Here is a 24,085-nt window from a genome sequence, read left to right as displayed (position 1 = left end):
CTCCGGCATGGATCGGCGCCAAATGGGGCGTCTCGGGCCAACTGTCAAGAAGGCGGGATTTCTGGGGTGAAGTACTAGCTTCCGTCGTACGTCACACGTTTGAGGGCGCATCGCCCTCGGGGTTACCAAGGGATGGCCCACCCGGCAGGCGTTCTCGCGCCGGGTGGTCCTCCTGTCCCCGAACCCACGAGGTCCTCATGTTCCAGCGCGTCACGTCCCGTTCTTCCCGTACGTCCCTGCTCCGCACCCGCGTGGCCGTCGGGGCCGCCGCCCTGGGTGCCACGGTCGTGCTGGGAAGCGGGGTGGCGTCCGCCGCCGTGCCCGCCGCGAAGACGGCCGTCTCCGCCACCGCCTGGGTCAAGCCGGTGGCGCACTACACCAAGTCCGCGACCTTCCACCAGGCCGGTGCCATGTGGCAGTCCACCCACAGCGGCCAGGACTTCGCCGTCCCGAGCGGCACCAAGGTCGTCGCCGCCCACGGCGGCACCGTGGTCAAGGCCGGCGGCAACGGTGCCGGTGACGGCCCGGCCTACGGCAACGCCATCGTCATCAAGCACGGCAACGGCACCTACTCGCAGTACGCGCACCTGTCGCACATCGACGTGAAGGCCGGCCAGATAGTCAAGACGGGTCAGCGCATCGCCCTGTCCGGCAACACCGGCAACTCCAGCGGTCCCCACCTGCACTTCGAGATCCGCAAGACCGCCAACTACGGCTCCGCGATCGACCCGGTCGCCTTCCTGCGCGCCCACGGGCTGACCGTCTGACGGTGACGGGCGATCAGGCGCCCTGATGCGCCTGGGTCACGAGATCGACGGCGACCTCGAGGACGGCTGCGCGCTTGTCCTCCGGGTCGCCTTCGAGGTCCTGGAGGAAGAACATCCCGGCGTGCAGCGTGAAGATCGCGCTCACGCAGCGGACCTGGTCGGTGAGCGGGGCGTCCGGGTCGATGATGATGTCCCGCAGCCCGCGCATCCGGTCCTTGAACGAGTCGCCGATCTGCAGCTCCCGTACCGTTGCCTGGTTCTCCTGCATGAAGCGGAAGAGCGGGGTCGCCTCGGCCAGGGCGCGGCTGTAGCGCCGGACCAGTTCCTGCTTGGTCTCCAGTGTGTGCGGCTGGCTCGCACCCCACTCGATCAGGTCTTCGATCGGCTTCGTCAGATCCGTGAAGATGCTGACGATGATCTCTTCCTTGGTCTTGAAGTGGTAGTACAGGGCCGCCTTCGTGACCTCCAGCCGCTCCGCGATCTCGCGGAGGGAGGTCTTCTCGTACCCCTGTTCGGCGAAGAGTTCGAGCGCGACGTCCTGGATGCGCTGGCGTGTGTTGCCGCGGCGCTGCTGCTTGGTCCCGTCCATGGTGCCGTCCATCCTCGTACTCCTCGTGCTCCCACGGAAACTTACTTGACGACCGGCTAGTGACAGGTCTACTTTCCTCAGTGTAGTGAACTAGCCGGGCGGCAAGTAAGTGGGCGGCCCGAGGCAGTGCCCAGGGGAGTGGAATCAATGGCGGACACCCAGACGGTCGAGACCGAACCGGAGAAACAACCCAAGAGCGTGCGGGTCGTGCTGCTCGCACTGATGATCACGATGATGCTCGCGATGCTGGACAACATGATCGTCGGCACCGCGATGCCGACCATCGTCGGCGAACTCGGGGGTCTGGAGCACCTCTCCTGGGTCGTGACCGCCTACACCCTCGCGACCGCCGCGGCCACCCCGATCTGGGGCAAGCTCGGCGACATGTACGGGCGCAAGGGCGCCTTCATGACCTCGATCGTGATCTTCCTGATCGGCTCCGCGCTCAGCGGCATGGCCCAGAACATGGGCGAACTCATCGGCTTCCGCGCCGTGCAGGGCCTCGGCGCCGGCGGTCTGATGGTCGGCGTCATGGCGATCATCGGCGACCTGATCCCGCCCCGTGAGCGCGGCAAGTACCAGGGCATGATGGCCGGCGTCATGGCGCTCGCGATGATCGGCGGCCCGCTCGTCGGCGGCACCATCACCGACAACTGGGGCTGGCGCTGGTCCTTCTACATCAACCTGCCGCTCGGTGTGATCGCCCTCGCCGCGATCAGCGCCGTCCTGCACCTGCCGAAGAAGCGGGCCAAGGCCGGCATCGACTACCTCGGTGTCGTGCTGCTCACCGTGGGCATCACCTCGATCGTCCTCGTCACCACCTGGGGCGGCACGGAGTACGCCTGGAGCTCCGCGCGGATCATGGAACTGATCGGGATCGGCGTCGCCTCCCTCATCGGGTTCGTGTTCTGGCAGACCAGGGCTGCCGAGCCGATCGTGCCCCTGCACATCTTCCGTAGCCGTAACTTCACCCTGATGTCCGTCATCGGCTTCATCACCGGCTTCGTGATGTTCGGCGCCACCCTGTTCCTGCCGCTCTACCAGCAGTCCGTACAGGGCGCCTCCGCCACCAACTCCGGGCTGCTGCTCCTGCCGATGCTCGGCGCGATGCTCGTCACCTCCATGGTCGCGGGTCGCATCACCACCAACACCGGCAAGTACAAGGTCTTCCCCGTCGTCGGCAGCGTCCTGATGGTCATCGGCCTCTACCTGCTGTCCACGATGGACACCGGCACCTCCCGCTTCACCTCCGGTGTCTTCATGGCCGTCGTCGGTCTGGGCATGGGCTGTCTGATGCAGATCACCATGCTGGTCGCGCAGAACAGCGTGGAGATGAAGGACATGGGCGTCGCCTCGTCCTCCACCACCCTGTTCCGTACGCTCGGCTCCTCCTTCGGTGTCGCGATCATGGGCGCGCTGTTCAACCACCGCGTCCAGGACGTCATGGCCGAGCGCGCCGGTGCCCTCGGCTCGAAGATCACCGAGCAGTCGGCGCAGCTCGACGCCGCCAGCCTGGCCAAGCTCCCGGCCGCGGCCCGCGAGGCCTACCAGCACGCGGTGTCCGCCGGTACCCACTCGGCCTTCCTGCTGGGCTCGATCGTCGCGGTGGCCGCGCTGATCGCCGCCGTGTTCGTCAAGGAGGTCCCGCTCAAGGGGGCGGGGCCGCAGAAGTCGGACCAGGAGCCGACGGCCGTGACTCCGCCGGTCGTCGAGGCCGTCTGACAGAGCATTCCCACGAAGGCCCCCGGGTGTCCGCCCCGGGGGCCTTCGGCGCGTATCCCGACGCCGACGCCGACGCCGACGCCGACGCCGACTGCCGACCTCCCGGCCGGCTCCCCGTTGGCCTTTCGGCCGGGACCTCGCTGGCCTCCCGGCCGGATTCCCGCGAATCCCCGCCGGGCCCCCGGCCGAATCCCCGCCGACCTCCTGTCCGGGACCTTGCCAGGCTCCGGACAGGCTCCTCGCGGGCCGACCGGGCCGCGTAGCCTCGCTGGTCTCCCGGCCGGGATCCTGCGGGCCTGCGGATGGGGTTCTGCGGGTCTCCCGGCCGGGACCCTGCGGGCCTGCGGGCAGGATCCTCGCCGGTCTCCCGGCTGGGGCCTCGCCCGTTTCCCGGGCGGCGGATCCCAGCTGCCCCCAGCCGGGCCCCTGTCGGCACCTCCCGGCTGGATCTTCGCTGGGCTCTCGGTCGGCTCCCCGTCGGCCTTCGGGCCGGGACCTTGCCGGGCTCGGGGCGGGATCCCCCGCTGGCCTCCCAGCCGGAACCCAGTCGGCCCCGGCCGGAACCCAGTCGGCCCCGGCCGGAACCCAGTCGGCCCCGGCCGGAACCCCGCCGCCCCCCGGCCGGAAACTGAACCCCGCCCCGCCCGCCCGCGTCCGGCGGCGAACGCCGCCGGACGCGGGCCCTAAGGCATCATCGGGTAGCTGCCCGTGTTCGTCGGTGCGTGTTCGGGGAGCCACAGCACCGCCACCGCGCCCTCGGCCGGTATGTGTTCCGGCGCGCCGGCCGGGCGGACGTTGCGGAAGGTGAGGCGGGCGCCGAGGACCCGGGCCTGGCCCGCCGCGATGGTCAGGCCGAGGCCGTGACCCTGCCCGGCCCGGTCGGCGCTGCCGGTGCGGAACCGGCTCGGTCCGTCGGCCAGCAGGTCCTCGGGGAACCCGGGGCCGTGGTCGCGGACGCGGATCACCCGGCCCTCGACGGTGACCTGGATCGGTGGCTTTCCGTGCCGGGCGGCGTTGGCGAGGAGGTTGAACAGGACCCGCTCCAGACGGCGGGGGTCGGTCGTGACCATCGACTCATGGACGACCCGCACCTCCACCTCCGGGTCCTTGGCCGCCACCCGCCGCTCGACGAACTCCCCCAGCAGGAGGTCCTGCAACTCCGCCCGCTCCGAGGCGCTGTCCAGTCGGGCCACCTCCAGGACGTCCTCGACGAGCGTGCGCATGGCCTTCGCCCGGTCCAGGACCAGCTCGGTCGGCCGGCCCGGCGGCAGCAGCTCGGCTGCGGTCAGCAGACCGGTGACCGGGGTGCGCAGTTCGTGCGCGATGTCGGCGGTGACCCGCCGCTCGGCCTCCAGCCGCTGCTGGAGCGCGTCGGCCATGGCGTCCACCGCGCTCGCCACATCGTCGGTCTCGTCCCGGACGACCCCGCCGATCGCGTCCCGCACCCGGACGTCAGGCTCGCCATTGGCGACCTGGTGGGCTGCTGCCGCCGCCTTGCGCAGTCGCCGCGAGAGCTGTCCGCCGATGAGCACCCCGAGCGCGCTGCCGCCGAACACGACCGCGATCGAGCCGATCACCAGCGCCTGGTCGAGGTCGTTGAGGATGTCGGTGCTCCGGTCGGTGAAACCGGTGTGCAGGGACATCACCCGCCCGTCCTTCAGCGGCACCGCCGCCCAGATGTCCGGCGTGCCCCCCGCACGGTCGGACACGTACGTCACCCGGCGGCCCTGCGCGACCTTCTCCCGCACCTCCGACGGCAGCCGGGAGTCGTCGATCTTGATCTGGGGGAAGTTGGGCCGTCCGGTCATCTCGAAGTTGTGCTGGGCGATCTGGATGCGCTCGTCCGCGAGGTCGCGCGCGTTGTCCAGCATCGAGACCCGGGCCGCGTTGTGCACGACAAGACTGAGCGCGATCGCCACCAGCGCGCCGACCAGAGCGATCGCCGCGCTCAGCTTCCACCGCAGACCGGTACGGATGCCCGCGCCCTGTGCGCGGTCCGGAACCAGGTGCCGGATCATCCCCCTCAACACCCCCGCCCGCTCAGGCCTTCAACTTGTAGCCGAAGCCACGGACCGTCTCGATGCGGTCCTGGCCGATCTTGGTCCGCAGCCGCTGCACATGAACGTCCACGACGCGGGTGTCCCCGCCCCAGCCGTAGTCCCAGACGCGCTCCAGGAGCTTGTCCCGCGACAGGACCGTGCCCGGGGCGGAGGAGAACTCCAGCAGCAGCCGCATCTCGGTCGGCGTCAGGGCCACCGGCCGACCCGCCCTGCGCACCTCCATGCCCTCGGTGTCGACCTCCAGGTCGCCGAAGGTCAGCACCCCGCCCGCGGGCGCGGTGTCCTCGGTCCGGTCCCCGCCGCCCGCGTGCCCGAAGCGGCGCAGCACCGCGCGGATCCGGGCCACCAGGACGGCGCCGTCGAACGGCTTGGTCACATAGTCGTCGGCGCCGGCCTCCAGGCCCAGGACGACGTCGATGGAGTCGGCGCGCGCCGACAGCATGATCACGGGCACGGTGGACTCGTCCCGGATGCGCCGGCACAGACTGACGCCGTCCAGGCCGGGCACCATGACGTCCAGCAGGGCGATGTCGGGGCGGTCGGCGCGGAACGCGTCCAGGCCGGACAGGCCGTCCGGCATCGCGGTGACCACGAAGCCGTCCCGCTCCAGGGCGAGCTGGGTGGCCTCGCGGATGACGTCGTCGTCCTCGACGAACAGGACGTGGGTCTGGTCTGCCATCCCGGTGCTCTCAGTCCTCGTGTTCGGTGGTGCGTCGGTGGTGCGTCGTCGGTGCGTCGGTGATGTGTGTCCTCGGGCGCCGTCCTGCTGTTCCGGTGCCCCTCTTGAGGGACGCCGGAGGCCTCCGCCGCGTTCACTCCCGGCGCGCCCACTCATTGATCGGTTCGGGCGGCCCGATCGGTTCACGGGTTCCGGAGAAATTTTCCGACCCGCCCGGAACCGAGGTCAGTGGGTCCCTGGGGTCAGCCGGTCCCCGAGGTCATCCGGTCCCGGGCACCGGCGTCGGGTCCCCGTCCACGCTGCTGCTGTACTCGTTGTGGATGGTGAACTCCTTGACGAAGCGATCCGCGCTGGTCCAGCGGTAGGTGATCACGTTCTCACCGGACGGGCTGGAGAAGGAGTCGCCCTTCGCGTACACCTGCTTGGTCACCACCAGGTCGCCGCGGTCTATCTCCGCGTAGACCGGGGGCTCCTCGGTCCTGAAGACGTTCTCGTACCGGCCGTCCTCCTCGCGGTACACGTACGAGCCGACCCCGACCGCGTCGCCGCAGGTCAGCACGTTCACCACGATGTCCTTGACGGGACCGCCGGTCAGATCGCCGTAGGAGACGTCGACCGGGTACTCGTCGCCGACGCACGGCTTCAGCGCGCCCTTGACCTCCACCGAGACCTCGGGGTCCGCCTTGACGAGCTGGACCGCGTCCACCCGGGAGGGGGTGTGGGTGGGCGCGGCCGAGGGCGTCATCGTCGCGGCACCGACCATCGCGTCGGCGTGTGCGGGACCCTCGTCACGGGTGCCGGTGCCGCCGGTGGCGCACGCGGAGACGAAAAGGGCGAGGGCGGCGAGCACGGTCACCGCCGTGATCGCCGCCTGGAAGGTGCCTCGGGCCGCTGAGAGCCCTGCCTGGGCCGGTGTCGGCCCGGCCTCGGTCAGGCCGCCGCGCAACGCTCCCGCTCCTCACGCTCCAGCGCGCGTGCGTCCAGATCGCGGGCCTCCAGCTCCTCGCGGAGCCGGGCGAGCGCCCGGTGCAGCGTGCTCTTGACCGTTCCCGCGGACATGCCGAGGGCGGCGGCCGTCTCCTCCGTGGACATCTGCTCCCAGTGTCGCAGCACGACGACGCTTCGCTGCTTCGGAGCGAGCACCTTCATGGCGTCCATCAGCAGAGCGCGGTCCGCGTGCTGTTCGGTGGAGTCGTCGATGCAGGCGTCCGGGAGCTGCTCGGTGGGGACTTCCTCCAGCTTGCGGGCCCGCCACCACTCGGTCCGGGTGTTGATCATGACCCGGCGCAGATAGGCGTCCGCGAGCCGCTTGTCCGCGATGCCCTCCCAGCGGCCGTACGTCCGCGCCAGCGCCGTCTGCAGCAGGTCCTGCGCGTCGACCGGGTCCGGGACCAGTCGGCGGGCGCTGCGCAGCAGCGCGTCCTGCCGGGTGCGGACGTACTCCTCGAACTCGAGCACCTCGCCCTGCGCCATGGTCAACCCCTCCGTTTACCCCGTTTGCGGCGCGCGGTCGTCCGCCGGACCCCGCGTGGTCTGTCGCCGTCGTGCCCTCGGTGGGCACGCAAACGAAGCTACGGAGCTGTTGTCACGGGGCTGTGCGGAGCAGCCTGCGGCTAGCGCGCGGCTGTCCGTCGGTTGTGTAACGGAACCGGGTTCTGGGTAGAGGGGCGAGCCGAAAAGTTGGCGTATGTACCGATTTATCCGGCCGTCGCATGTGACAGACGCCGGGCGGCGGCCGTAACGAAACCTGTGACGAAGCCCGTGACGAAGCCCGTCGTCTGTGACGTGACTGTGTGTCAGCTGAGCGGCAGGCGGTACAGACCGCCCGGCAGCGGCTCCACGAGCCCGTCCGCCACGAGCCCGTCCAGGGCCCGCGCGCGCTGCACCGGCTCGTGCCACACCCGGTCCAGCGACGCCTGCGGCACGGGCGCGTGCGCCTCGCGCAGTACGGCGAGCAGCTTGCCGCGCACCTGCCGGTCCGTACCGGCGTACGTCTGGCCGCGGCGTGGCGGACCCTCGTGCTCCGGCTTGCCCGCGAGCCGCCACGCGCACTGTGCGGCGATCGGACAGCGCACACAGGTCTCGTTCTTCGCCGTGCACACCAGCGCGCCCAGCTCCATGGAGGCGGCGGCCCAGCGGGCGGCGGTCCGCTCGTCCTCGGGCAGCAGGGCGCGGGCCAGTTTGCGCTCGGCGGCCGTGGTGGCGTTCGGCGGGTAGCGCACGCCCGTGACCGCCCGGGCGAGGACCCGGCGGACGTTCGTGTCCAGCACGGCGTGCCGCTGCCCGTACGCGAAGGAGGCGACCGCGGCGGCCGTGTACTCGCCGATGCCGGGCAGCGCGAGCAGCTGCGCGTGGTCCGCCGGTACGTCGCCCCCGTGCCGTTCCGTTATGGCCACCGCCGCGCCGTGCAGCCGCAGGGCGCGGCGCGGGTAGCCGAGCCGTCCCCACGCCCGTACGGCCTCGCCGGGGGCCTCCGCGGCCAGGTCGGCGGGGCGCGGCCAGCGGGCGAGCCACTGCTCGTAGACCGGCAGGACGCGGCTGACCGGCGTCTGCTGGAGCATGAACTCGCTGACCATCACACCCCATGCGCCGGCCTCGGGGTGCCGCCAGGGCAGGTCGCGGGCGTTGTCCTGGAACCAGTCGATGACGGGGGAGTGCAGGTCCGCGCCGGCGGTGTCGTCGGCGGGGCTGCGGTGCGGGGGCTTCGTGGGCGCAGTCATGGCCCTTCCGATCCTGCCATGGGCGATGGGGCACGCGTGCGTACCGCCACTCGTCCGGGTGGCCGGCCGGGAGCGTGGCCCTCCGCCGCGCGCCCCGGTCGTGGTCGCGGGCGCAGGAGGCGCCTCCGCGGGGCGCCGGGGGCCGGTGCACAGGGTGAAGTCAGGGGCAGGGATGCGGAGTCCGGGATGATGATCCGGAAAAGTTGTACTCCGGGCGGCGGGTGGGGCCGGTTGGAGCGGCGATCTCTCGTACAGTTTGCGCCGTGGGATCTCTGCGCAATCCGATCGGGCCGCTTCCCTCCTCCATCTACTGGCGCCGGAGGGTCGTACTGCTGTCCGTGATCGCCCTGTTGGCGCTGGTCGCCATCTGGGTCGTCACCTCAGACGACGGTGGCGGCTCCCGCGACGCGAAGGGGTCCGGCGGAAAGAATCCCGCGTCCTCGATCACGCCGGGGCCGTCCGGTTCGGGCCCCGCCATCAGCCAGGCGCCGGGCGGGCGCGACGAGTCGAGCGGGGGCGCCACCGAGGGCTCGGAGCCGGGATCCGGTTCGGGCTCGGACACCGGTTCGGGCAGCGCAGGTTCCGGGGCCGGCGGGTCGGGGTCGGACGGCTCGGGGGCCGACGGCTCGGCCACGGGCGGCGGCGGCACGGACGACGGGGCCAACGGCGGCGGTTCGAGCGCGACCCTCCCGGCCGGTACGACCCTGCCCAACTGCACCGCCAGCGTGGTCGGGTTGACCCTCCGCAGCGTCCGGAACTCCTACTCGCCCGACGAGACGCCCACCTTCCAGCTCGTCGCGAAGAACTCCTCCGCCAGCGACTGCAAGGTCGACCTCGGGCCGAAGACGGCGGTGCTGACGATCACGAAGGCGGGGAGCGAGGACGACTACTGGTCCTCGGCCGACTGCCCGAAGGTGTCGGGGAGCCTGCTGTACCGGGTGCCGGCCGGCGGGGACTTCACCTACACGCTGAAGTGGGACCGCAAGCCGAGTGCCGCCGAGTGCGCGACGCCTCCGGCGGGCGTGGCCGGCGCGGGGACGTATCTGGTGGAGGCGAAGGCTCCCGGGTTCGCCACGGCACAGACGTCGTTCGTGCTCGCGGCCGACTAGGGCCTGTCGCGAGAGCGGCAGGCGGGGCCACGTGCGCGACCGGCCCCGGCGACGGTCGGTGGACGCCGTCAGACGTAGCGCTCCAGGATCGACGACTCCGCCAGCCTCGACAGGCCCTCGCGGACGCTGCGGGCCCGGGCCTCGCCCACGCCGTCGACCGTCTGGAGGTCGTCGACGCTGGCGGCGAGGAGCTTCTGCAGGCCGCCGAAGTGCTCCACCAGGCGGTCGATGATGGCGCCGGGCAGCCGGGGCACCTTGGCGAGGAGGCGGAAACCGCGCGGGGATACCGCCGAGTCCAGCGCCTCGGGCGAGCCGGTGTAGCCCAACGCGCGCGCCACTGTGGACAGTTCGAGCAGCTCGGCGTGGGTGAGGGCGTCCAGCTCGGACAGCGCCTCGTCGACCGTGCGGGAGCGCTTGGCGGTGGGCTCGGGGACGTAGTCCCGGACCACCAGCTCGCGCTCCGGCTCCACGCCCGCGATCAGCTCGTCCAGCTGGAGCGCCAGCAGACGGCCGTCGGTGCCCAGTTCGACCACGTACTCGGCGATCTCGGTGGCGATGCGGCGCACCATCTCCAGGCGCTGGGCCACCGCGGAGACGTCCCGGACCGTCACCAGGTCCTCGATCTCCAGCGCCGACAGCGTGCCCGCGACCTCGTCCAGCCGGAGCTTGTAGCGCTCCAGGGTGGCGAGGGCCTGGTTGGCGCGGGACAGGATCGCGGCCGAGTCCTCCAGCACGCGGCGCTGGCCGTCCACGTACAGGGCGATCAGCCGCATCGACTGGGAGACCGAGACGACCGGGAAGCCGACCTGCTTGGAGACGCGGTCCGCCGTGCGGTGCCGGGTGCCCGTCTCCTCCGTGGGGATCGTGGGGTCCGGGACCAGCTGGACGCCGGCGCGCAGGATCTTCGACAGGTCGGAGGAGACCACGATGCCGCCGTCGAGCTTGCACAGCTCCCGCAGCCGGGTGGCGGTGAACTCCACGTCCAGGACGAACCCGCCCGTGGACATCGTCTCGACGGTCTTGTCGGAGCCGAGCACGATGAGCCCGCCGGTGTTGCCGCGGAGCACCCGCTCGAGCCCGTCGCGCAGGGCCGTGCCCGGTGCCACCGCGCTCAGGGCGGCACGCATGAGGCTCTCGGTACGGGAACTCCCACCGGACTTTCCGGGAGCTGCCGCCCGGTCGTTGGCTGCCACTGCACTCCTCCGGTCGCAGGTTCTTCGGGCGCTCCCGTACACGTACTCGGTTCGTACGGACGGGCGAGACCAGGGCAAAGTCTACCGGCGGTCCTCCGCCTCCCGTGGGGCCTCTCGGCGACGCGACCTCGGCAGGACCCGCAGCGCGTCCCCCATGTCGGCCACTTCGAGGACCTTCATGCCGGGCGGGATCTTGCCGGGATCGCCCGGTACGAGCGCGTGCGTGAAGCCCAGCCGGTGCGCCTCGGCCAGTCTGCGCTGGACGCCCGTGACCCGTCTGACCTCGCCCGCGAGCCCGACCTCGCCGATCGCGACCAGGTTCTTCGGCAGGGGGGTGTCGCTCGCCGCGGAGGCGAGCGCGAGGGCGATGGCCAGGTCGGCGGCCGGCTCGGAGAGCTTCACCCCGCCGACCGTCGCCGAGTAGATGTCCCGCTTGCCGAGCGCGCTGATCCGGCCGCGCTGCTCCAGCACCGCCAGCATCATCGAGACCCGGGAGGTCTCCAGGCCGGAGGTGGTGCGCCGGGGCGAGGGGATCTGGGAGTCGACGGTCAGCGCCTGGACCTCGGCGACCAGCGGGCGGCGGCCCTCCAGGGTGACGGTCAGACAGGTACCGGGGACCGGTTCGTCACGTCTGGTCAGGAAAAGTCCACTCGGGTCGGCGAGGCCCGTGATGCCCTCGTCGTGCAGCTCGAAGCAGCCGACCTCGTCCGTCGCGCCGTACCGGTTCTTCACGCCGCGCACCAGACGCAGGCGCGCGTGCCGGTCGCCCTCGAAGTGCAGGACGACGTCCACCAGGTGCTCCAGCAGGCGGGGCCCCGCGATCGCGCCGTCCTTCGTGACATGGCCCACCAGCAGCGTGGACATGCCGCGTTCCTTCGAGGCGCGGATCAGGGCGCCGGCGACCTCGCGCACCTGGGCCATGCCGCCCGGCGCCCCGTCGATCTCGGGCGAGGCGACCGTCTGCACCGAGTCGAGGATCAGCAGCGACGGCTTGACCGCGTCCAAGTGGCCGAGGACGGCGGCCAGATCGGTCTCGGCCGCCAGGTACAGATGGTCGTCGATGGCGTTGATCCGGTCCGCGCGCAGCCGCACCTGGCTCGCGGACTCCTCGCCCGTCACGTACAGGGTGCGGTGTTCGTCACTCGCCGACTTCGCCGCCACGTCCAGCAGCAGGGTCGACTTGCCGACGCCGGGCTCGCCGGCGAGCAGCACCACCGCGCCGGGCACCAGACCGCCGCCGAGCACGCGGTCCAGCTCGGGCACACCGGTCGAGCGGGCGATCGCCTGCCGGCCGTCGACCTGGCCGATCGGCACGGCGGAGGTGGTGACCCGCCCCGGTGCCGTCGTCCGGACCGCGGGCGTGCCGTACTCCTCGATCGTGCCCCAGGCCTGACACTCGGGGCAGCGGCCGAGCCACTTGGCCGTCTGCCAGCCGCATTCCGTGCAGCGGTAGGACGGGCGGTCCTTGGTGGTCTTCGTACGGGCAGCCATGGGGAAACCGTAACCGCCGCCACCGACAGCCGGACCGGCCTGTGGACAACCGGCCCGCCCCCGCGCCCGGACACCTGCGGAGAATCCGGACACCCCCTGTGATCCGGCCACGCCCCCTCACGAACGAGCCACGGAACCCCCCGTTCCTGTCCCCTTATGAGGGATCGTTTCACCCGTACGGATTAAAAGGGCTCAAGGGACGGGAAGAGCCCGTTCCGCGCCGCCTACGGTCCACGGGTGATGAGCAGCAGCCCCGAGATCTCGACCCGCACGACCGGCGCGCACCGGGCGCACCGGGAGGCGCGCGACCGCGCCGCGGGGCGCACGCTCGCGCAGCGCCCCCCCCGCGCGCTACGAGCCCTATCTGGACGGGCTGTTCACCTACTGTCTGTCCGCGCTGTGCGACCACGACGCGGCCACCGCCGCCCTCGGGGACGTCCTCGCCCTCGCCGAGCGGCGCGGGCAGCGCATCCCGGAGGCCGCGGAGCGCAGGGCCTGGCTGTACGCACTGGCCCGCTGGGCCTGCCTGCGCAAGCTGGCCGAGGCCAGACAGAAGCGCATGGGCACCCATGCGGCCGGGCGCACCGCGGCCGACCGCGCGTCCGGCGCGCGCCCCGGCGCACCATCAGGCGCCCCCGACCCGGACGGTCCCGCCGCGCCCGACGGCCTCCAGGAGGAGCGGCGTCGCGAACTCGCCCTGCTCGCCTGGCCGGAGGCGGCCGGCACCACCCCCGAGCAGCGCGAGGCCCTCGAACTCGCCGTCCGCCACCACCTCGCCGCCGACGAGGTCGCCGCCGTCCTCGGCATGGACCAGGCCGCCGCCCGTGAGCTGCTCGCCTCCGCCGCCTGCGAGGTCGAGCGCACCCGCGCGGCCCTCGCCGTGGTGGAGACCGGCGGCTGCCCGGGAGTGGCCCGCCTCACCGGCGAGCACCAGCTCGTCCTCAGCGCCACCCTGCGCCGCGAACTCGTCCGGCACGTCGACGACTGCCCCCGCTGCCGTCGGGCCGCCGAGCGCGCCGCCCCCGGCCGCTGGCCCGGGGCCGGGGTCACCCCCGCCGAGCTGCCCGTCCTGGAGGCACCCCGCCCCGCCCTGCGCGTCGCCATGACGCACGTCACCCGCGCGCGGGGAGCCGCCGCGCCCCGGTTCGACCGGCGCGGCTTCCCGATGGACCCCAAGGACCGCGCCGCCCGGCGCGACCGGCTGCGCGCGCGTGCCGTCACGACCACCGTCGTCGCCACCGTCGTCGCGGCCCCCGTGCTCGCCCTGTGGGCGGCCCACCGGAGCACCCCCGCCGAGGACGCCGACGGCCGCTCGACCAGTGCGGGCGAGGCGCACGGCCCCGGCAGCCCGGACAGCGAGGGGACGAGCGGCTACGAGAACGCGGGGAACGCCAGGACCAGGCCCGCCACCGGCTTCGGCAAGGACCCCAAGCCGGATGTGTCCGTCGAGGTCGTCAGCGTCGCCGGGATCGGCGCGAGTGACGCGCAGCGGCTGACCGTGAGCGCCGTCACCAGCGGCGACACCACACTGATCACCCTCACCGCAGCCCGGGACGCCGACGGCCCCGTCCGCTGGTCCGCCTCCACCGGAACCCCCTGGATCTACCTCAGCCGTGCCGCAGGCACCCTGTACCCCAGCGAGTCGGTGACGATCAGGGCGTACGTCGACCCCCTGCGCGAACCGTCCGGACACTGGCACGCGCGCGTGGCGATCGCCCCGGCGGGCGCCGTGGTCACCATCGAGGGCTACGGCACCGCGTCCGGCCCCGCCCCCGGCCCCGGAGAGGGCACCCGCCCGGGCACCCCGGCCCCGCCGACCTCCCGGCCGGACCCGGACCCTTCCACTCCGCCCGCTCCGGACCCCACCCCGAGCACGCCCCCGCCCAGCACCGACCCCCAGCCCTCCGCGAGCGACTCCCCGACCGGCCCGGAGACCTCGACCCCGCCACCGGCCGACGACGGCACGACGAGCCCCACCACGTAGGCGAGGAGGCCCACCACCCGAGCGCGCCCACCACCCGGGCGCGCCCACCACCCGGGCGCGCCCGCCACGTACGCGAGCCGGCCCCCCGGGCGAGCGCGCCCCCAGACGAAACGCACCCCCTAGGCGCGCCCGTCCACGGGATCCGCCGGATGCGGTGCCAGCAACGGAAGCCGCGAGGCCAGACGCTCCTCGCACAGCTCGACGAGACGGTCGTAGCCGGCCTTGCCCATCAGCTCCGTCAGCTCCGCCCGGTACGACACGTACACCGGCTCACCCGCGCCGTGCGCCGAGGTCGCCGACGTGCACCACCAGTGCAGGTCGTGACCGCCCGGACCCCAGCCGCGGCGGTCGTACTCGCCGATCGACACCTGGAGCACGCGCGTGTCGTCCGGCCGGTCGATCCAGTCGTACGTCCGCCGCACCGGAAGCTGCCAGCAGACGTCCGGCTTGGTCTCCAAGGGCTCGCGGCCCTCCTTGAGCGCCAGGATGTGCAGCGAGCAGCCCGCCCCACCGGCGAAGCCCGGACGGTTCTGGAAGATGCAGGAGCCCTGGTAGGGGCGGGTCTGCCGGTCCCCGTCCTCGTCCTCGGCCACCCAGCCGTTCAGCACTCCCTCGGCGTGGTGCTGCCAGATGTCCGGGGTGAGCCGCGCCACATGCCCGGCGACCCGCTGCTCGTCGTCCTCGTCGGAGAAGTGGGCGCCCAGCGTGCAGCACCCGTCGTCCGCGCGGCCGGCCTGGATGCCCTGGCAGCCACTGCCGAAGACGCAGTTCCAGCGGGAGGTCAGCCAGGTCAGGTCGCAGCGGAAGACCTGCTCGTCGTCCGCCGGATCGGGGAACTCCACCCACGCGCGCGCGAAGTCGAGCCCTTTCTCGTCCGACGCTGCAGGCCCCGGGTTCGCCCGCGAAGAACCGCCGGTTGTTTTGTCGGTCTTCGCCTTTTTCGTCTTTGGCACCCGTCCAGGGTAAGTCGCCGAAGGCCGCTTCGGGGACGGCCCATGGCCTCACTGGCAGTAGCGTTTCCTTCCATGAGACTCGGTGTCCTCGACGTGGGATCGAACACGGTGCATCTGCTGGTGGTGGACGCACACCCCGGCGCGCGCCCCCTGCCCGCGCACTCGCACAAGGCCGAACTGCGCCTCGCCCAGCTGCTCGACGGCGACGGTGCCATCGGCCCCGAGGGCGTCGACAAACTGATCACGGTCGTCCACGAGGCGCTGCAGGCCGCCGAGGACAAGGGCGTCGAGGAACTCCTGCCGTTCGCCACCTCCGCCGTGCGCGAGGCCACCAACGCCGACGACGTCCTCGCGCGCGTGCAGGCCGAGACCGGCGTCGAGCTCCAGGTCCTGACCGGCTCCGAGGAGGCCCGGCTGACCTTCCTCGCCGCCCGCCGCTGGTTCGGCTGGTCGGCCGGCAAGCTGCTCGTCCTGGACATCGGCGGCGGCTCCCTGGAGATCGCCTACGGCATCGACGAGGAGCCCGACGCGGCCGCCTCCCTGCCGCTGGGCGCCGGCCGTCTCACCGCGGGCTGGCTGCCCGGCGACCCGCCCGACCCCGAGGACATAAGGTCCCTGCGCAAGCACGTCCGGGCGCAGATCGCCCGGACGGTCGGCGAGTTCGCCCGCTTCGGCGCCCCCGACCACGTCGTCGCCACCTCCAAGACGTTCCGGCAGCTCGCCCGCATCGCCGGAGCCGCCCGCTCCACCGAGGGCCTCTACGTCCAGCGCGAACTCAAGCGCGAGTCCCTTGAGGCCTGGGTCCCCCGCCTGGCCGGCATGACCTACGCCCAGCGCGCGGAACTCCCCGGCGTCTCCGAGGGCCGGGCCAACCAGCTCCTCGCCGGCGCCCTGGTCGCCGAGGGCACGATGGACCTGTTCGGCGTCGACACGGTGGAGATCTGCCCCTGGGCCCTGCGCGAGGGCGTGATCCTGCGGCGCCTGGATCACATGGGCTCGGCGTAGCGACGCAAGGGGCGCGGGGAACGGCGCGAGCGGCAACTCCCGCCCCGAGCCGCCCGTGGCATACGCCACAACGGCGAACGGACGCCCGGCTCGCACAAGGCCGCACCCCGTAACCTGTCCCCCATGGCAGAGCCAGTCGTACGGATCCCGGACACGAAGGTCGCCCTGTCGACGGCGTCCGTGTACCCGGAGCCGACGGCGACGGCCTTCGAGATCGCCGCGCGCCTCGGATACGACGGCGTCGAGGTGATGGTGTGGAACGACCCCGTCAGCCAGGACATCGAGGCGCTGCGCCGGCTCAGCGACTACCACGGCGTTCCCGTCCTCGCCGTGCACGCGCCCTGTCTGCTCATCACCCAGCGGGTCTGGTCCACCGACCCCTGGGTGAAGCTGCAGCGGGCCCGCGCCGCCGCCGAGAAGCTCGGCGCGACCACCGTCGTCGTCCACCCGCCCTTTCGCTGGCAGCGCCAGTACGCGCGGGACTTCGTCCAGGGCGTCTGGCGCATGGCGCACGAGACCGATGTGCGCTTCGCCGTCGAGAACATGTACCCCTGGCGCTACCGCGACCGCGAGATGCTCGCGTACGCCCCCGACTGGGACGTCACCAAGGACGACTACCGGCACTTCACGATCGACCTCAGCCACGCCTCCACCGCCCGCGCGGACGCCCTCCGGATGGTCGACCGCATGGGCGACCGCCTCGGCCACGTCCACCTCGCCGACGGGAACGGCTCGGCCAAGGACGAGCACCTGGTCCCCGGCCGCGGCGGACAGCCCTGCGCGGAGCTGCTGGAGCGGCTCGCGCTGAGCGGCTTCGACGGCCATGTGGTCATCGAGGTCAACACCCGGCGCGCCATGTCGGGCGCCGAACGTGAGGCCGACCTCGCGGAGGCCCTGGCGTTCACCCGGCTCCACCTGGGGTCGGCGGCGAAGGTGCCCCGCCCGTGAGCGAGCCGGACGGCACCTCCCGGCGCCCCGGCCGGCCCCCTCGTACGGCGGCGTCCGGCACCGGCGGGACGACCCGCAGACGCGGCCGGCCCCCGCGTACCGAAGCGGCGGACACGCGCGACCGCATCCTGGCCGCCGCACGGGAGGAGTTCTCCGAGCGGGGGTACGAGAAGACCTCCGTGCGCGGGATCGCCAAGGCGGCCGGCGTGGACTCCGCGCTCGTGCACCACTACTTCGGCACCAAGGAGCAGATCTTCGAGGCGGCGATCGAGGTCGCCTTCGCACCCGCGTTCCAGGCCCCTGCGGCGATCACCGAAGGGCCGCTGGACGGCGTCGGGGAGCGGATGGCCCGGTTCGTGTTCGGTGTCTGGGAAAATCCCGCCACGCGCGCGCCCCTCCTCGCCATCGTGCGCTCGGCCGTCAACAACGACACCGCGGCGGCCGTCTTCCGCCGGCTGGTCGCCTCCCAGGTGCTGCGCCGGGTCACCGCCCAGGTCGACCTGCCGGACGCCGAACTGCGCGCCGAACTGGCCGCCGCCCAGCTGGTCGGATGCGCGATCCTGCGGTACGTGATCAAGGTGGAACCGCTCGCCTCGGCGGACGTCGAACTGATCATCGAGCGGGTCGCGCCGGTCGTCCAGGGCCACCTCACCGCGCCCTGACGCCGGCCCCGCCGCCCTGGCACCGAGACGCGCATCCCGCATTTCGGACACCTCGTCCCGCACGCTGGATGACCGGCGTACGCTCAGGAGCAGCCCCATCCGTCTGATGGCAGCCCTAGCAGTCTCAAGGAGCGAGCGACGATGCCCGAGCTGAGGTCCCGCACAGTCACCCACGGCCGCAACATGGCGGGCGCCCGCGCCCTTATGCGCGCCTCCGGTGTACCCGGTGCGGACATCGGGCGGAAGCCGATCATCGCGGTGGCCAACAGCTTCACCGAGTTCGTGCCCGGCCACACCCACCTCCAGCCGGTCGGCCGGATCGTCAGCGAGGCCATCACCGAGGCCGGCGGCATCCCGCGCGAGTTCAACACCATCGCCGTCGACGACGGCATCGCCATGGGCCACGGCGGCATGCTCTACAGCCTGCCCTCCCGCGACCTGATCGCCGACTCGGTCGAGTACATGGTCGAGGCCCACTGCGCCGACGCCCTGGTCTGCATCTCCAACTGCGACAAGATCACGCCCGGCATGCTCATGGCCGCCCTGCGGCTGAACATCCCGACGGTCTTCGTCTCCGGCGGCCCCATGGAGTCCGGCCGCGCCACGCTCGTCGACGGCACGGTCCGCACCCTCGACCTGGTCGACGCGATCTCCGACGCCGTGAACGACAGGATCTCGGACGAGGACATCCGCCGTATCGAGGAGAACGCCTGCCCGACCTGCGGCTCCTGTTCCGGCATGTTCACCGCCAACTCGATGAACTGCCTGACGGAGGCCATCGGCCTCTCCCTCCCCGGCAACGGCTCGGTCCTCGCCACCCACACCGCGCGCAAGCGGCTCTACGTCGACGCCGCGCGCACGGCCATGGACATCACCCGCCGCTACTACGAGCAGGACGACGAGACGGTCCTGCCGCGCAACGTCGCGACCTTCGCCGCGTTCGAGAACGCCATGGCGCTGGACATCGCGATGGGCGGCTCCACCAACACGATCCTGCACCTGCTGGCCGCCGCGCAGGAGGCGGGCGTCCCCTTCGGCCTGGAGGAGATCGACGCCGTCTCGCGCCGGGTGCCGTGCCTGGCGAAGGTCGCGCCCAACGTCGCCAAGAACCGCACGTACTACATGGAGGACGTGCACCGCGCCGGCGGCATCCCCGCCCTCCTCGGCGAACTGCACCGCGCGGGCCTGCTCAACGAGGACGTGCACGCCGTCCACAGCCCCTCCCTCGCCGACTGGCTGAAGACCTGGGACGTGCGCGGCGGCTCCCCGTCCGCCGAGGCCGTCGAGCTGTGGCACGCGGCCCCCGGCTGCGTCCGCTCCGCCGAGGCCTTCTCCCAGTCCGAGCGCTGGGAAGCCCTCGACGACGACGCCGAGGGCGGCTGCATCCGCTCCGCCGAGCACGCCTACTCCAAGGACGGCGGCCTCGCGGTCCTGCGCGGCAACCTCGCCGTCGACGGCTGCGTCGTCAAGACCGCAGGCGTCGACGAGTCGATCTGGACCTTCGAGGGTCCGGCGGTCGTCTGCGAGTCGCAGGAGGAGGCCGTCGAGAAGATCCTCAACAAGCAGGTCACCGACGGCGACGTCGTCGTCATCCGCTACGAGGGCCCCAAGGGCGGCCCCGGTATGCAGGAGATGCTCTACCCGACGTCCTTCCTCAAGGGTCGCGGCCTCGGCAAGACCTGCGCCCTGATCACCGACGGCCGCTTCTCCGGCGGCACCTCCGGCCTGTCCATCGGCCACGCGTCCCCCGAGGCGGCCTCCGGCGGCACCATCGCCCTGGTCCAGGACGGCGACCGCATCCGCATCGACATCCCGGGTCGCTCGATCGAGTTGCTCGTCGACGACGCGGAACTCGCCCGCCGTGAGCAGGCGTTGAACGGGGTGTACGCCCCGTCGGGCCGGGAGCGCAAGGTCTCCGCCGCGCTGCGTGCCTACGCCGCGATGGCCACCAGCGCCGACAAGGGCGCGGTGCGGGACGTGTCCAAGCTGGGCTGACCACCGGCCCACAGCCTGTGGACGAACGAGAACGACGAAGGGGCCGCCTCCTCTGGGGCGGCCCCTTCGCCGTTCTGCCTTCTTGGGCCCGCCCCTCGGCGGCGTCCCGTCACGTCCCGCCGACGGGTCCGCGTCCTACCAGCTCGCCGGATCCCGTCCGTCCACCGCGAACACACTCCCGTCGGGCGCCCCGGCGTAGACCCGGCCGTCGACCGGCAGCGGTGCCGGCAGCGAGGCGGCCACCCGGTCGGAGTGCGCGCCGAGCCGCGCCCGCGTCTGCCCGAGCAGCTTCCCGCTGCGGGCGTCCACGCCGAGGAGCCGTCCGTCCGCGCCGGTGATGTACACATGCCTGTCCCCGACGGCCGGCCGCGACCCCCGGAACAGGCCCGTCTCCAGGCTCCACAGCCGCTTGCCCGCCGCTGTGTCGACGGCCTCCAGCGCCCCGGCGGTGGACATCAGATAGACGATGTCGCCGTGCACGGTGGCCTCCGGGTCCTGCCGCGGCACCGGCAGCGCCACACGGCGCGTCCTGCGGGTCTCCGGGTCGTAGCGCACCACGGCCCCGGTGGCCTCGCCCGTCCGGTCGTCGGAGAGGAAGAAGACCTTCCCGTCGTGGCTGCCGACCCCCGTCAGCGAGCCCTCCAGCCGCGCGTTCCACCGCACCCGCCCCGAGTCCGGGTCCACCGCGGTGACCTCGGTCGTCCCGGTGTCGGTGACGTTCACCGCGTAGGCCAGCGGGTCGCCGGGGAAGGAGGAGAAGTACGGCACCCCCCGCTCGGTGACCGCGTGCCGCCACTTCGTCCCGCCCGTGGCCGCGTCCACCGCGGTGACCGTCCCGTCGGCCCCGCTGAACAGGAGCGTGCCGCCCACCACCCGCAACCCGGTGTGCTCGGGCATGTCGCGCCGCCAGCTCACCTTCCCCGTCGCCGGAGCGAGCGCCTCCAGCCGCGGGTCCGGGTCCGTCAGCGGCTGGACCAACTCCCCGGCCAGCAGCGGCGGGCCACTGCGCAGGGCACCGGAAACGGAGTGCTTCCACAGCAGCGAGCCGTCGGCCGGGTCGAGGGCGTACACCACACCGGTCTGCCCGCACAGCAGTTCGTCGGCCCCGTACGAACACTGGGGCGTGCTCTGCGTCTTCGACACCGACGCGGCGTCCCACGCGTCGAACGCGGCCGTCGTGGTCCGGGGGTTCGACTCGCCCGGCGCCGGTGTGTCACCGAGGAGCCGCGCCGAGGCGAACACGCCACCGGCGAGCAGCCCGAGGACACCGGCCACGACCGCCGCCCGCCGCATCCTCCGACGGGCGGCGCCGGACGGCCGCCCGGCCCCCGCGACCGGCCCGGCCGCTGCAACCGGATCGGCCGAAGCGCTCGGATCAGCCGAAGCGCTCGGATCAGCTGGAGCAACCGGATCAGCTGGATGAAACGGTTCAGCCGGTTCAGCCGGTTCAGCCCGTTCGGGCTTCCCGGCCCCCTCCGCACGCTGCTCCGGTATGAACGCCTGCGTGTCGTACGACGCCGCCACCGACCGCAGTTCCCGCATCAGCTCGTCCGGCGTCGGCCGGTCCCCGGGCTCCTTGGCGAGGCAACGCACCACCAGCGGCGCGAGGTTCTCCGGTACGCCCGTCAGGTCCGGCTCGTCGTGCACGACCTGGTAGGCCACGACATAGGGGCTGTCGGAGTCGAAAGGCCCGCGCCCGGTCGCCGCGTGCACCATCACCGACCCGAGCGCGAAGATGTCCGCCGCCGGACCGACCTCACGCGGCCGCCGGAACTGCTCCGGTGCCATGAAGGGCGGAGTACCGATCAACTTGCCGGTCTCGGTCCGCAGTTCGCTGTCCTTCGGCCGGGAGATCCCGAAGTCGATGACCTTGGGGCCGTCCTCCGCGAGCAGGACGTTGCTCGGCTTGAGGTCGCGGTGCACGACCCCCACCCGATGGATGTCGCGCAGCGCCTCCGCGAGCCCGGCCATCAGCCGCCGCAACTCACCCGCGGTCATGGGCCCGTTCCGCTTCACCTGTTCGGCGAGCGTCGAGCCGGGGATGAACAGAGTCGCCATCCACGGCCGTTCGGCGTCCGGGTCGGCGTCCACCACCGGGGCGGTGAACGCACCGCTGACCCGCCGCGCCGCCGCGACCTCCTGCCGGAAACGCCCCCTGAACTCGGGATCGCGCGCGTAGGCGGCGTGTACGACCTTCACCGCGACCTTCATCCCGGAGGTGCTCCGGGCCAGATGGACCACGCCCATGCCGCCGGAACCCAGCCGTGACTCCAGACGGTAGTGACCGGCGTACTCCGGAAGTTCCGCTTCCGCGCCCTGCCCGGTGTTGCGCTGTGGCGACATGGACCACCCCCGTGCTGTTCTCCGCGCGCGACCCACGGAGCCTAGTCGATGACTTCAACGGGACAGAGGCGGCTTGCTAGCCTCCACGTACGAATCGTGCACATGTGTTTCATGTCGGATTCCAGGGGAATCAAGGTCACCCCATGGCAGTCATGGGGTTCAACGGGGGAGGTTTCGCATGTCTGTCGACCGTGTGGAAGAGGCCGAGAACGTCGGTGCGTCGGAGGCCGTCGCGACGGCGGCCGCGGTGGCCGTCACCTACTACCCGATCGCGCCGGGCGTCCGGCTGAACGTCCGCAGTGGCCCCGGCACGGGCTACAGCGTCGTGCGGGTCCTGGCCGAGGGCGCCAAGGTGCCGATCTACTGCCAGACGCCCGGCACGACGGTCAGCGGCCCGTACGGCACCTCGAACATCTGGGACAACATCGGCGGCGGCGAGTACGTCTCCGACTCATACGTCCACACCGGCAGCGACGGCTACGTCGCCTCGCGCTGCTCCTGACCCGGGGCGACCCACCCGGGAGCCCCGCCGCCGACCGGAGCCATAATCGTCCCGTGAGCGACGAGAACGGCACCCCGGACACCCCGGCGGGCTCCCGGGACACCCGGGACGCCCACGGCACACAGCACACGCCCGCCGAACGGCCGGCCACCCCGACCGCCGAACGGCCGGCCACCCCGACCGCCGAACGGCCGGCCACCCCGACCGCCGAACGGCCGGCCACCCCGACCGCCGACCCCGGCGGCCCCCGCCCCGAAGCCCTGCGCTTCTTCGGCACGACCTGGGTGGAGCGCGACCGGGGCTACACCGCCCGCCGTCTCGCCGTGGCCGCGGGCGCCCTCGCCGCCACCGCCGCCTCCTGCCTCGTCCTGCGCTTCGCCTACGAGGGCCTGGCGATCGCCGAGACCGGCAGCTTCGTCACCCTGCTCGTCGTGGTCATGTTCACGGTCTGCAGTGCGCTCGCCTTCCGCACCACCTGGGACGGCTTCGCCAAGCGCCCCGACCCCGACCGCCAGGCCTCGCTGCGGGGCCTGCTGGCCATCGGCTTCGTCGGCTCCCTCGCCGCCTGGTTCTTCCGCGCCCTCGTCGAGGCCCCGGGAGAGAAGCTCCACCGCGAGGAGTACGAGAGCGCGCTCAAGCAGCACGCGAAGCGCTCCGAGCGCCGCACCGGCAACCCCTCGAAGAAGCGCCGCCGCCGCTGAAGGACTGCACGGCGGAACAGCCATAAGGCCAATAGGCCCAACAGTCGAACGCCCCACCGGCCTCCGGCGTCCCAGTGCCATGGAACGTGCCATGGAACGCATCAGCCGGACGTGCACCGTCCTCGCCGCCGCCCTCCTCACCACGCCCTTCGTGACGAGCTGCGCCGCGACCCCCGATCCCGTCGGCCATCAGCCCCGCCCCGCGCCCGTCGTCGGCGTCGTGTGGAAACTCGTCGCCGTCACCGTGGACGGAAAACGCCACGCCGTCCCCGAGGGCACCACCGTTCCCTGGATCCGCTTCGACGCAGAGAAGGGACAGGCGGACGACCACAACACGGTCACCGGCTACGACGGCTGCAACCACTTCGAGGGCGACGCGAACATCACCGACGACAACGACAACGACAACGACAACGACAACGACAACGACAACAACGCCAACGACGCCGGCAGCGACACCGTCGTCACCCTCGCCCCCGAGCTGAGCACCACGCTGATCGGGTGCCCGTCCGGCACCGCGGCCGCCGCGGACCCCACCCGCTTCTTCCCGCCCGGCCCCGGCCCCCTGCACGCCAAGACCGACGCCCGCACCCGCACCCTCACCCTGACCGGCGCCGACGACGTCACCTTCCTCCTCAGCGAGAAAACCGCCGCCTGATCTC

General features: G+C 72.3%; 20 protein-coding genes and 1 pseudogene. 11 read left to right on the top strand and 10 right to left on the bottom strand.

Annotated elements, in window-relative coordinates:
- Window positions 1–197: 197 nt before the first annotated feature.
- The gene (locus U5640_RS19290; RefSeq protein WP_340377002.1) at window positions 198–767 is read left to right on the top strand and encodes a M23 family metallopeptidase; all 570 of its coding nucleotides are present in this window, start codon (window positions 198–200) and stop codon (window positions 765–767) included.
- Window positions 768–780: 13 nt separating this feature from the next.
- Here U5640_RS19290 and U5640_RS19285 read toward each other — a convergent pair whose 3' ends face one another.
- On the bottom strand, window positions 781–1,368 hold the full coding sequence (locus U5640_RS19285; RefSeq protein WP_340377001.1) for a TetR/AcrR family transcriptional regulator: 588 nt from the start codon (window positions 1,366–1,368) through the stop codon (window positions 781–783).
- Between the two features lie 135 nt (window positions 1,369–1,503).
- On the opposite strand from U5640_RS19285, the gene U5640_RS19280 reads away from it, so the two are divergent.
- Window positions 1,504–3,078, top strand: a complete 1,575-nt coding sequence (locus U5640_RS19280) for an MDR family MFS transporter (protein ID WP_340377000.1) — start codon at window positions 1,504–1,506, stop codon at window positions 3,076–3,078.
- Window positions 3,079–3,761: 683 nt separating this feature from the next.
- On the opposite strand, the gene cseC is transcribed toward U5640_RS19280, so the two are convergent.
- The 5 genes from cseC to U5640_RS19255 form a co-directional block, all read right to left on the bottom strand.
- Window positions 3,762–5,096 (bottom strand): two-component system sensor histidine kinase CseC, encoded by a 1,335-nt coding sequence (cseC, locus tag U5640_RS19275; protein ID WP_340376999.1) that lies wholly within the window; start codon window positions 5,094–5,096, stop codon window positions 3,762–3,764.
- Between the two features lie 22 nt (window positions 5,097–5,118).
- Window positions 5,119–5,817 (bottom strand): two-component system response regulator CseB, encoded by a 699-nt coding sequence (gene cseB, locus U5640_RS19270; RefSeq protein WP_340376998.1) that lies wholly within the window; start codon window positions 5,815–5,817, stop codon window positions 5,119–5,121.
- 259 nt (window positions 5,818–6,076) lie between these two features.
- A complete protein-coding gene (locus U5640_RS19265; protein WP_340376997.1) occupies window positions 6,077–6,763 on the bottom strand; it encodes a hypothetical protein in 687 nt (228 codons plus the stop codon).
- Window positions 6,748–7,290 carry a SigE family RNA polymerase sigma factor gene (locus U5640_RS19260; protein ID WP_055631904.1) on the bottom strand — a complete coding sequence of 181 codons (543 nt, stop codon included), beginning with the start codon at window positions 7,288–7,290 and terminating at the stop codon, window positions 6,748–6,750. Before U5640_RS19260 ends, U5640_RS19265 begins: the two co-directional genes overlap by 16 nt.
- 323 nt (window positions 7,291–7,613) lie before the next feature.
- Window positions 7,614–8,537, bottom strand: coding sequence for an A/G-specific adenine glycosylase (locus U5640_RS19255; RefSeq protein WP_340376996.1), 924 nt, complete (start codon window positions 8,535–8,537; stop codon window positions 7,614–7,616).
- Window positions 8,538–8,800: 263 nt separating this feature from the next.
- On the opposite strand from U5640_RS19255, the gene U5640_RS19250 reads away from it, so the two are divergent.
- Window positions 8,801–9,646, top strand: coding sequence for a hypothetical protein (locus U5640_RS19250; protein ID WP_340376995.1), 846 nt, complete (start codon window positions 8,801–8,803; stop codon window positions 9,644–9,646).
- Window positions 9,647–9,714: 68 nt separating this feature from the next.
- On the opposite strand, the gene disA is transcribed toward U5640_RS19250, so the two are convergent.
- Together disA and radA are read right to left on the bottom strand one after the other, a co-directional pair.
- Complete coding sequence (disA, locus tag U5640_RS19245; RefSeq protein ID WP_340376994.1) at window positions 9,715–10,839, bottom strand: DNA integrity scanning diadenylate cyclase DisA; 1,125 nt, start codon at window positions 10,837–10,839, stop codon at window positions 9,715–9,717.
- An 81-nt stretch (window positions 10,840–10,920) separates the two neighbouring features.
- Entirely contained in the window at window positions 10,921–12,330 is a 1,410-nt protein-coding gene (radA, locus tag U5640_RS19240; protein WP_340376993.1) for a DNA repair protein RadA, read from the bottom strand.
- 237 nt (window positions 12,331–12,567) lie between these two features.
- Here radA and U5640_RS19235 point away from each other — a divergent pair.
- Window positions 12,568–14,314, top strand: a pseudogene (locus U5640_RS19235) (hypothetical protein).
- Between the two features lie 119 nt (window positions 14,315–14,433).
- Here the strand turns inward: U5640_RS19235 and U5640_RS19230 are convergent.
- Window positions 14,434–15,267 carry a hypothetical protein gene (locus tag U5640_RS19230; RefSeq protein ID WP_340376992.1) on the bottom strand — a complete coding sequence of 278 codons (834 nt, stop codon included), beginning with the start codon at window positions 15,265–15,267 and terminating at the stop codon, window positions 14,434–14,436.
- A 72-nt stretch (window positions 15,268–15,339) separates the two neighbouring features.
- On the opposite strand from U5640_RS19230, the gene U5640_RS19225 reads away from it, so the two are divergent.
- The 4 genes from U5640_RS19225 (at window position 15,340) to ilvD (ending at window position 19,877) form a co-directional block, all read left to right on the top strand.
- Entirely contained in the window at window positions 15,340–16,272 is a 933-nt protein-coding gene (locus U5640_RS19225) for a Ppx/GppA phosphatase family protein (protein ID WP_340376991.1), read from the top strand.
- A gap of 123 nt (window positions 16,273–16,395) precedes the next feature.
- A complete protein-coding gene (locus U5640_RS19220) occupies window positions 16,396–17,220 on the top strand; it encodes a sugar phosphate isomerase/epimerase (protein WP_340376990.1) in 825 nt (274 codons plus the stop codon).
- A complete protein-coding gene (locus tag U5640_RS19215; RefSeq protein WP_340376989.1) occupies window positions 17,217–17,882 on the top strand; it encodes a TetR family transcriptional regulator in 666 nt (221 codons plus the stop codon). The genes U5640_RS19220 and U5640_RS19215 overlap by 4 nt, the downstream gene beginning before the upstream one ends.
- A 141-nt stretch (window positions 17,883–18,023) precedes the next feature.
- The gene (ilvD, locus tag U5640_RS19210; RefSeq protein WP_340376988.1) at window positions 18,024–19,877 is read left to right on the top strand and encodes a dihydroxy-acid dehydratase; all 1,854 of its coding nucleotides are present in this window, start codon (window positions 18,024–18,026) and stop codon (window positions 19,875–19,877) included.
- Window positions 19,878–20,012: 135 nt separating this feature from the next.
- Here the strand turns inward: ilvD and U5640_RS19205 are convergent, their stop codons facing one another.
- On the bottom strand, window positions 20,013–22,220 hold the full coding sequence (locus U5640_RS19205; RefSeq protein WP_340376987.1) for a serine/threonine-protein kinase: 2,208 nt from the start codon (window positions 22,218–22,220) through the stop codon (window positions 20,013–20,015).
- Window positions 22,221–22,398: 178 nt separating this feature from the next.
- Here U5640_RS19205 and U5640_RS19200 point away from each other — a divergent pair, with 178 nt between their 5' ends.
- The 3 genes from U5640_RS19200 (at window position 22,399) to U5640_RS19190 (ending at window position 24,081) form a co-directional block, all read left to right on the top strand.
- Window positions 22,399–22,722, top strand: coding sequence for an SH3 domain-containing protein (locus U5640_RS19200; protein ID WP_340376986.1), 324 nt, complete (start codon window positions 22,399–22,401; stop codon window positions 22,720–22,722).
- A gap of 260 nt (window positions 22,723–22,982) precedes the next feature.
- Window positions 22,983–23,423 carry an EamA/RhaT family transporter gene (locus tag U5640_RS19195; RefSeq protein WP_340385198.1) on the top strand — a complete coding sequence of 147 codons (441 nt, stop codon included), beginning with the start codon at window positions 22,983–22,985 and terminating at the stop codon, window positions 23,421–23,423.
- Between the two features lie 91 nt (window positions 23,424–23,514).
- Window positions 23,515–24,081 carry a hypothetical protein gene (locus U5640_RS19190; RefSeq protein ID WP_340376985.1) on the top strand — a complete coding sequence of 189 codons (567 nt, stop codon included), beginning with the start codon at window positions 23,515–23,517 and terminating at the stop codon, window positions 24,079–24,081.
- Window positions 24,082–24,085 lie beyond the last annotated feature (4 nt).

It is taken from the genome of Streptomyces sp. SS7, assembly GCF_037993025.1.
Classification (GTDB): Bacteria; Actinomycetota; Actinomycetes; order Streptomycetales; family Streptomycetaceae; genus Streptomyces.
Note: the sequence above shows the minus strand (reverse complement) of the source record. Positions and strands in the feature narration are given on the sequence as shown.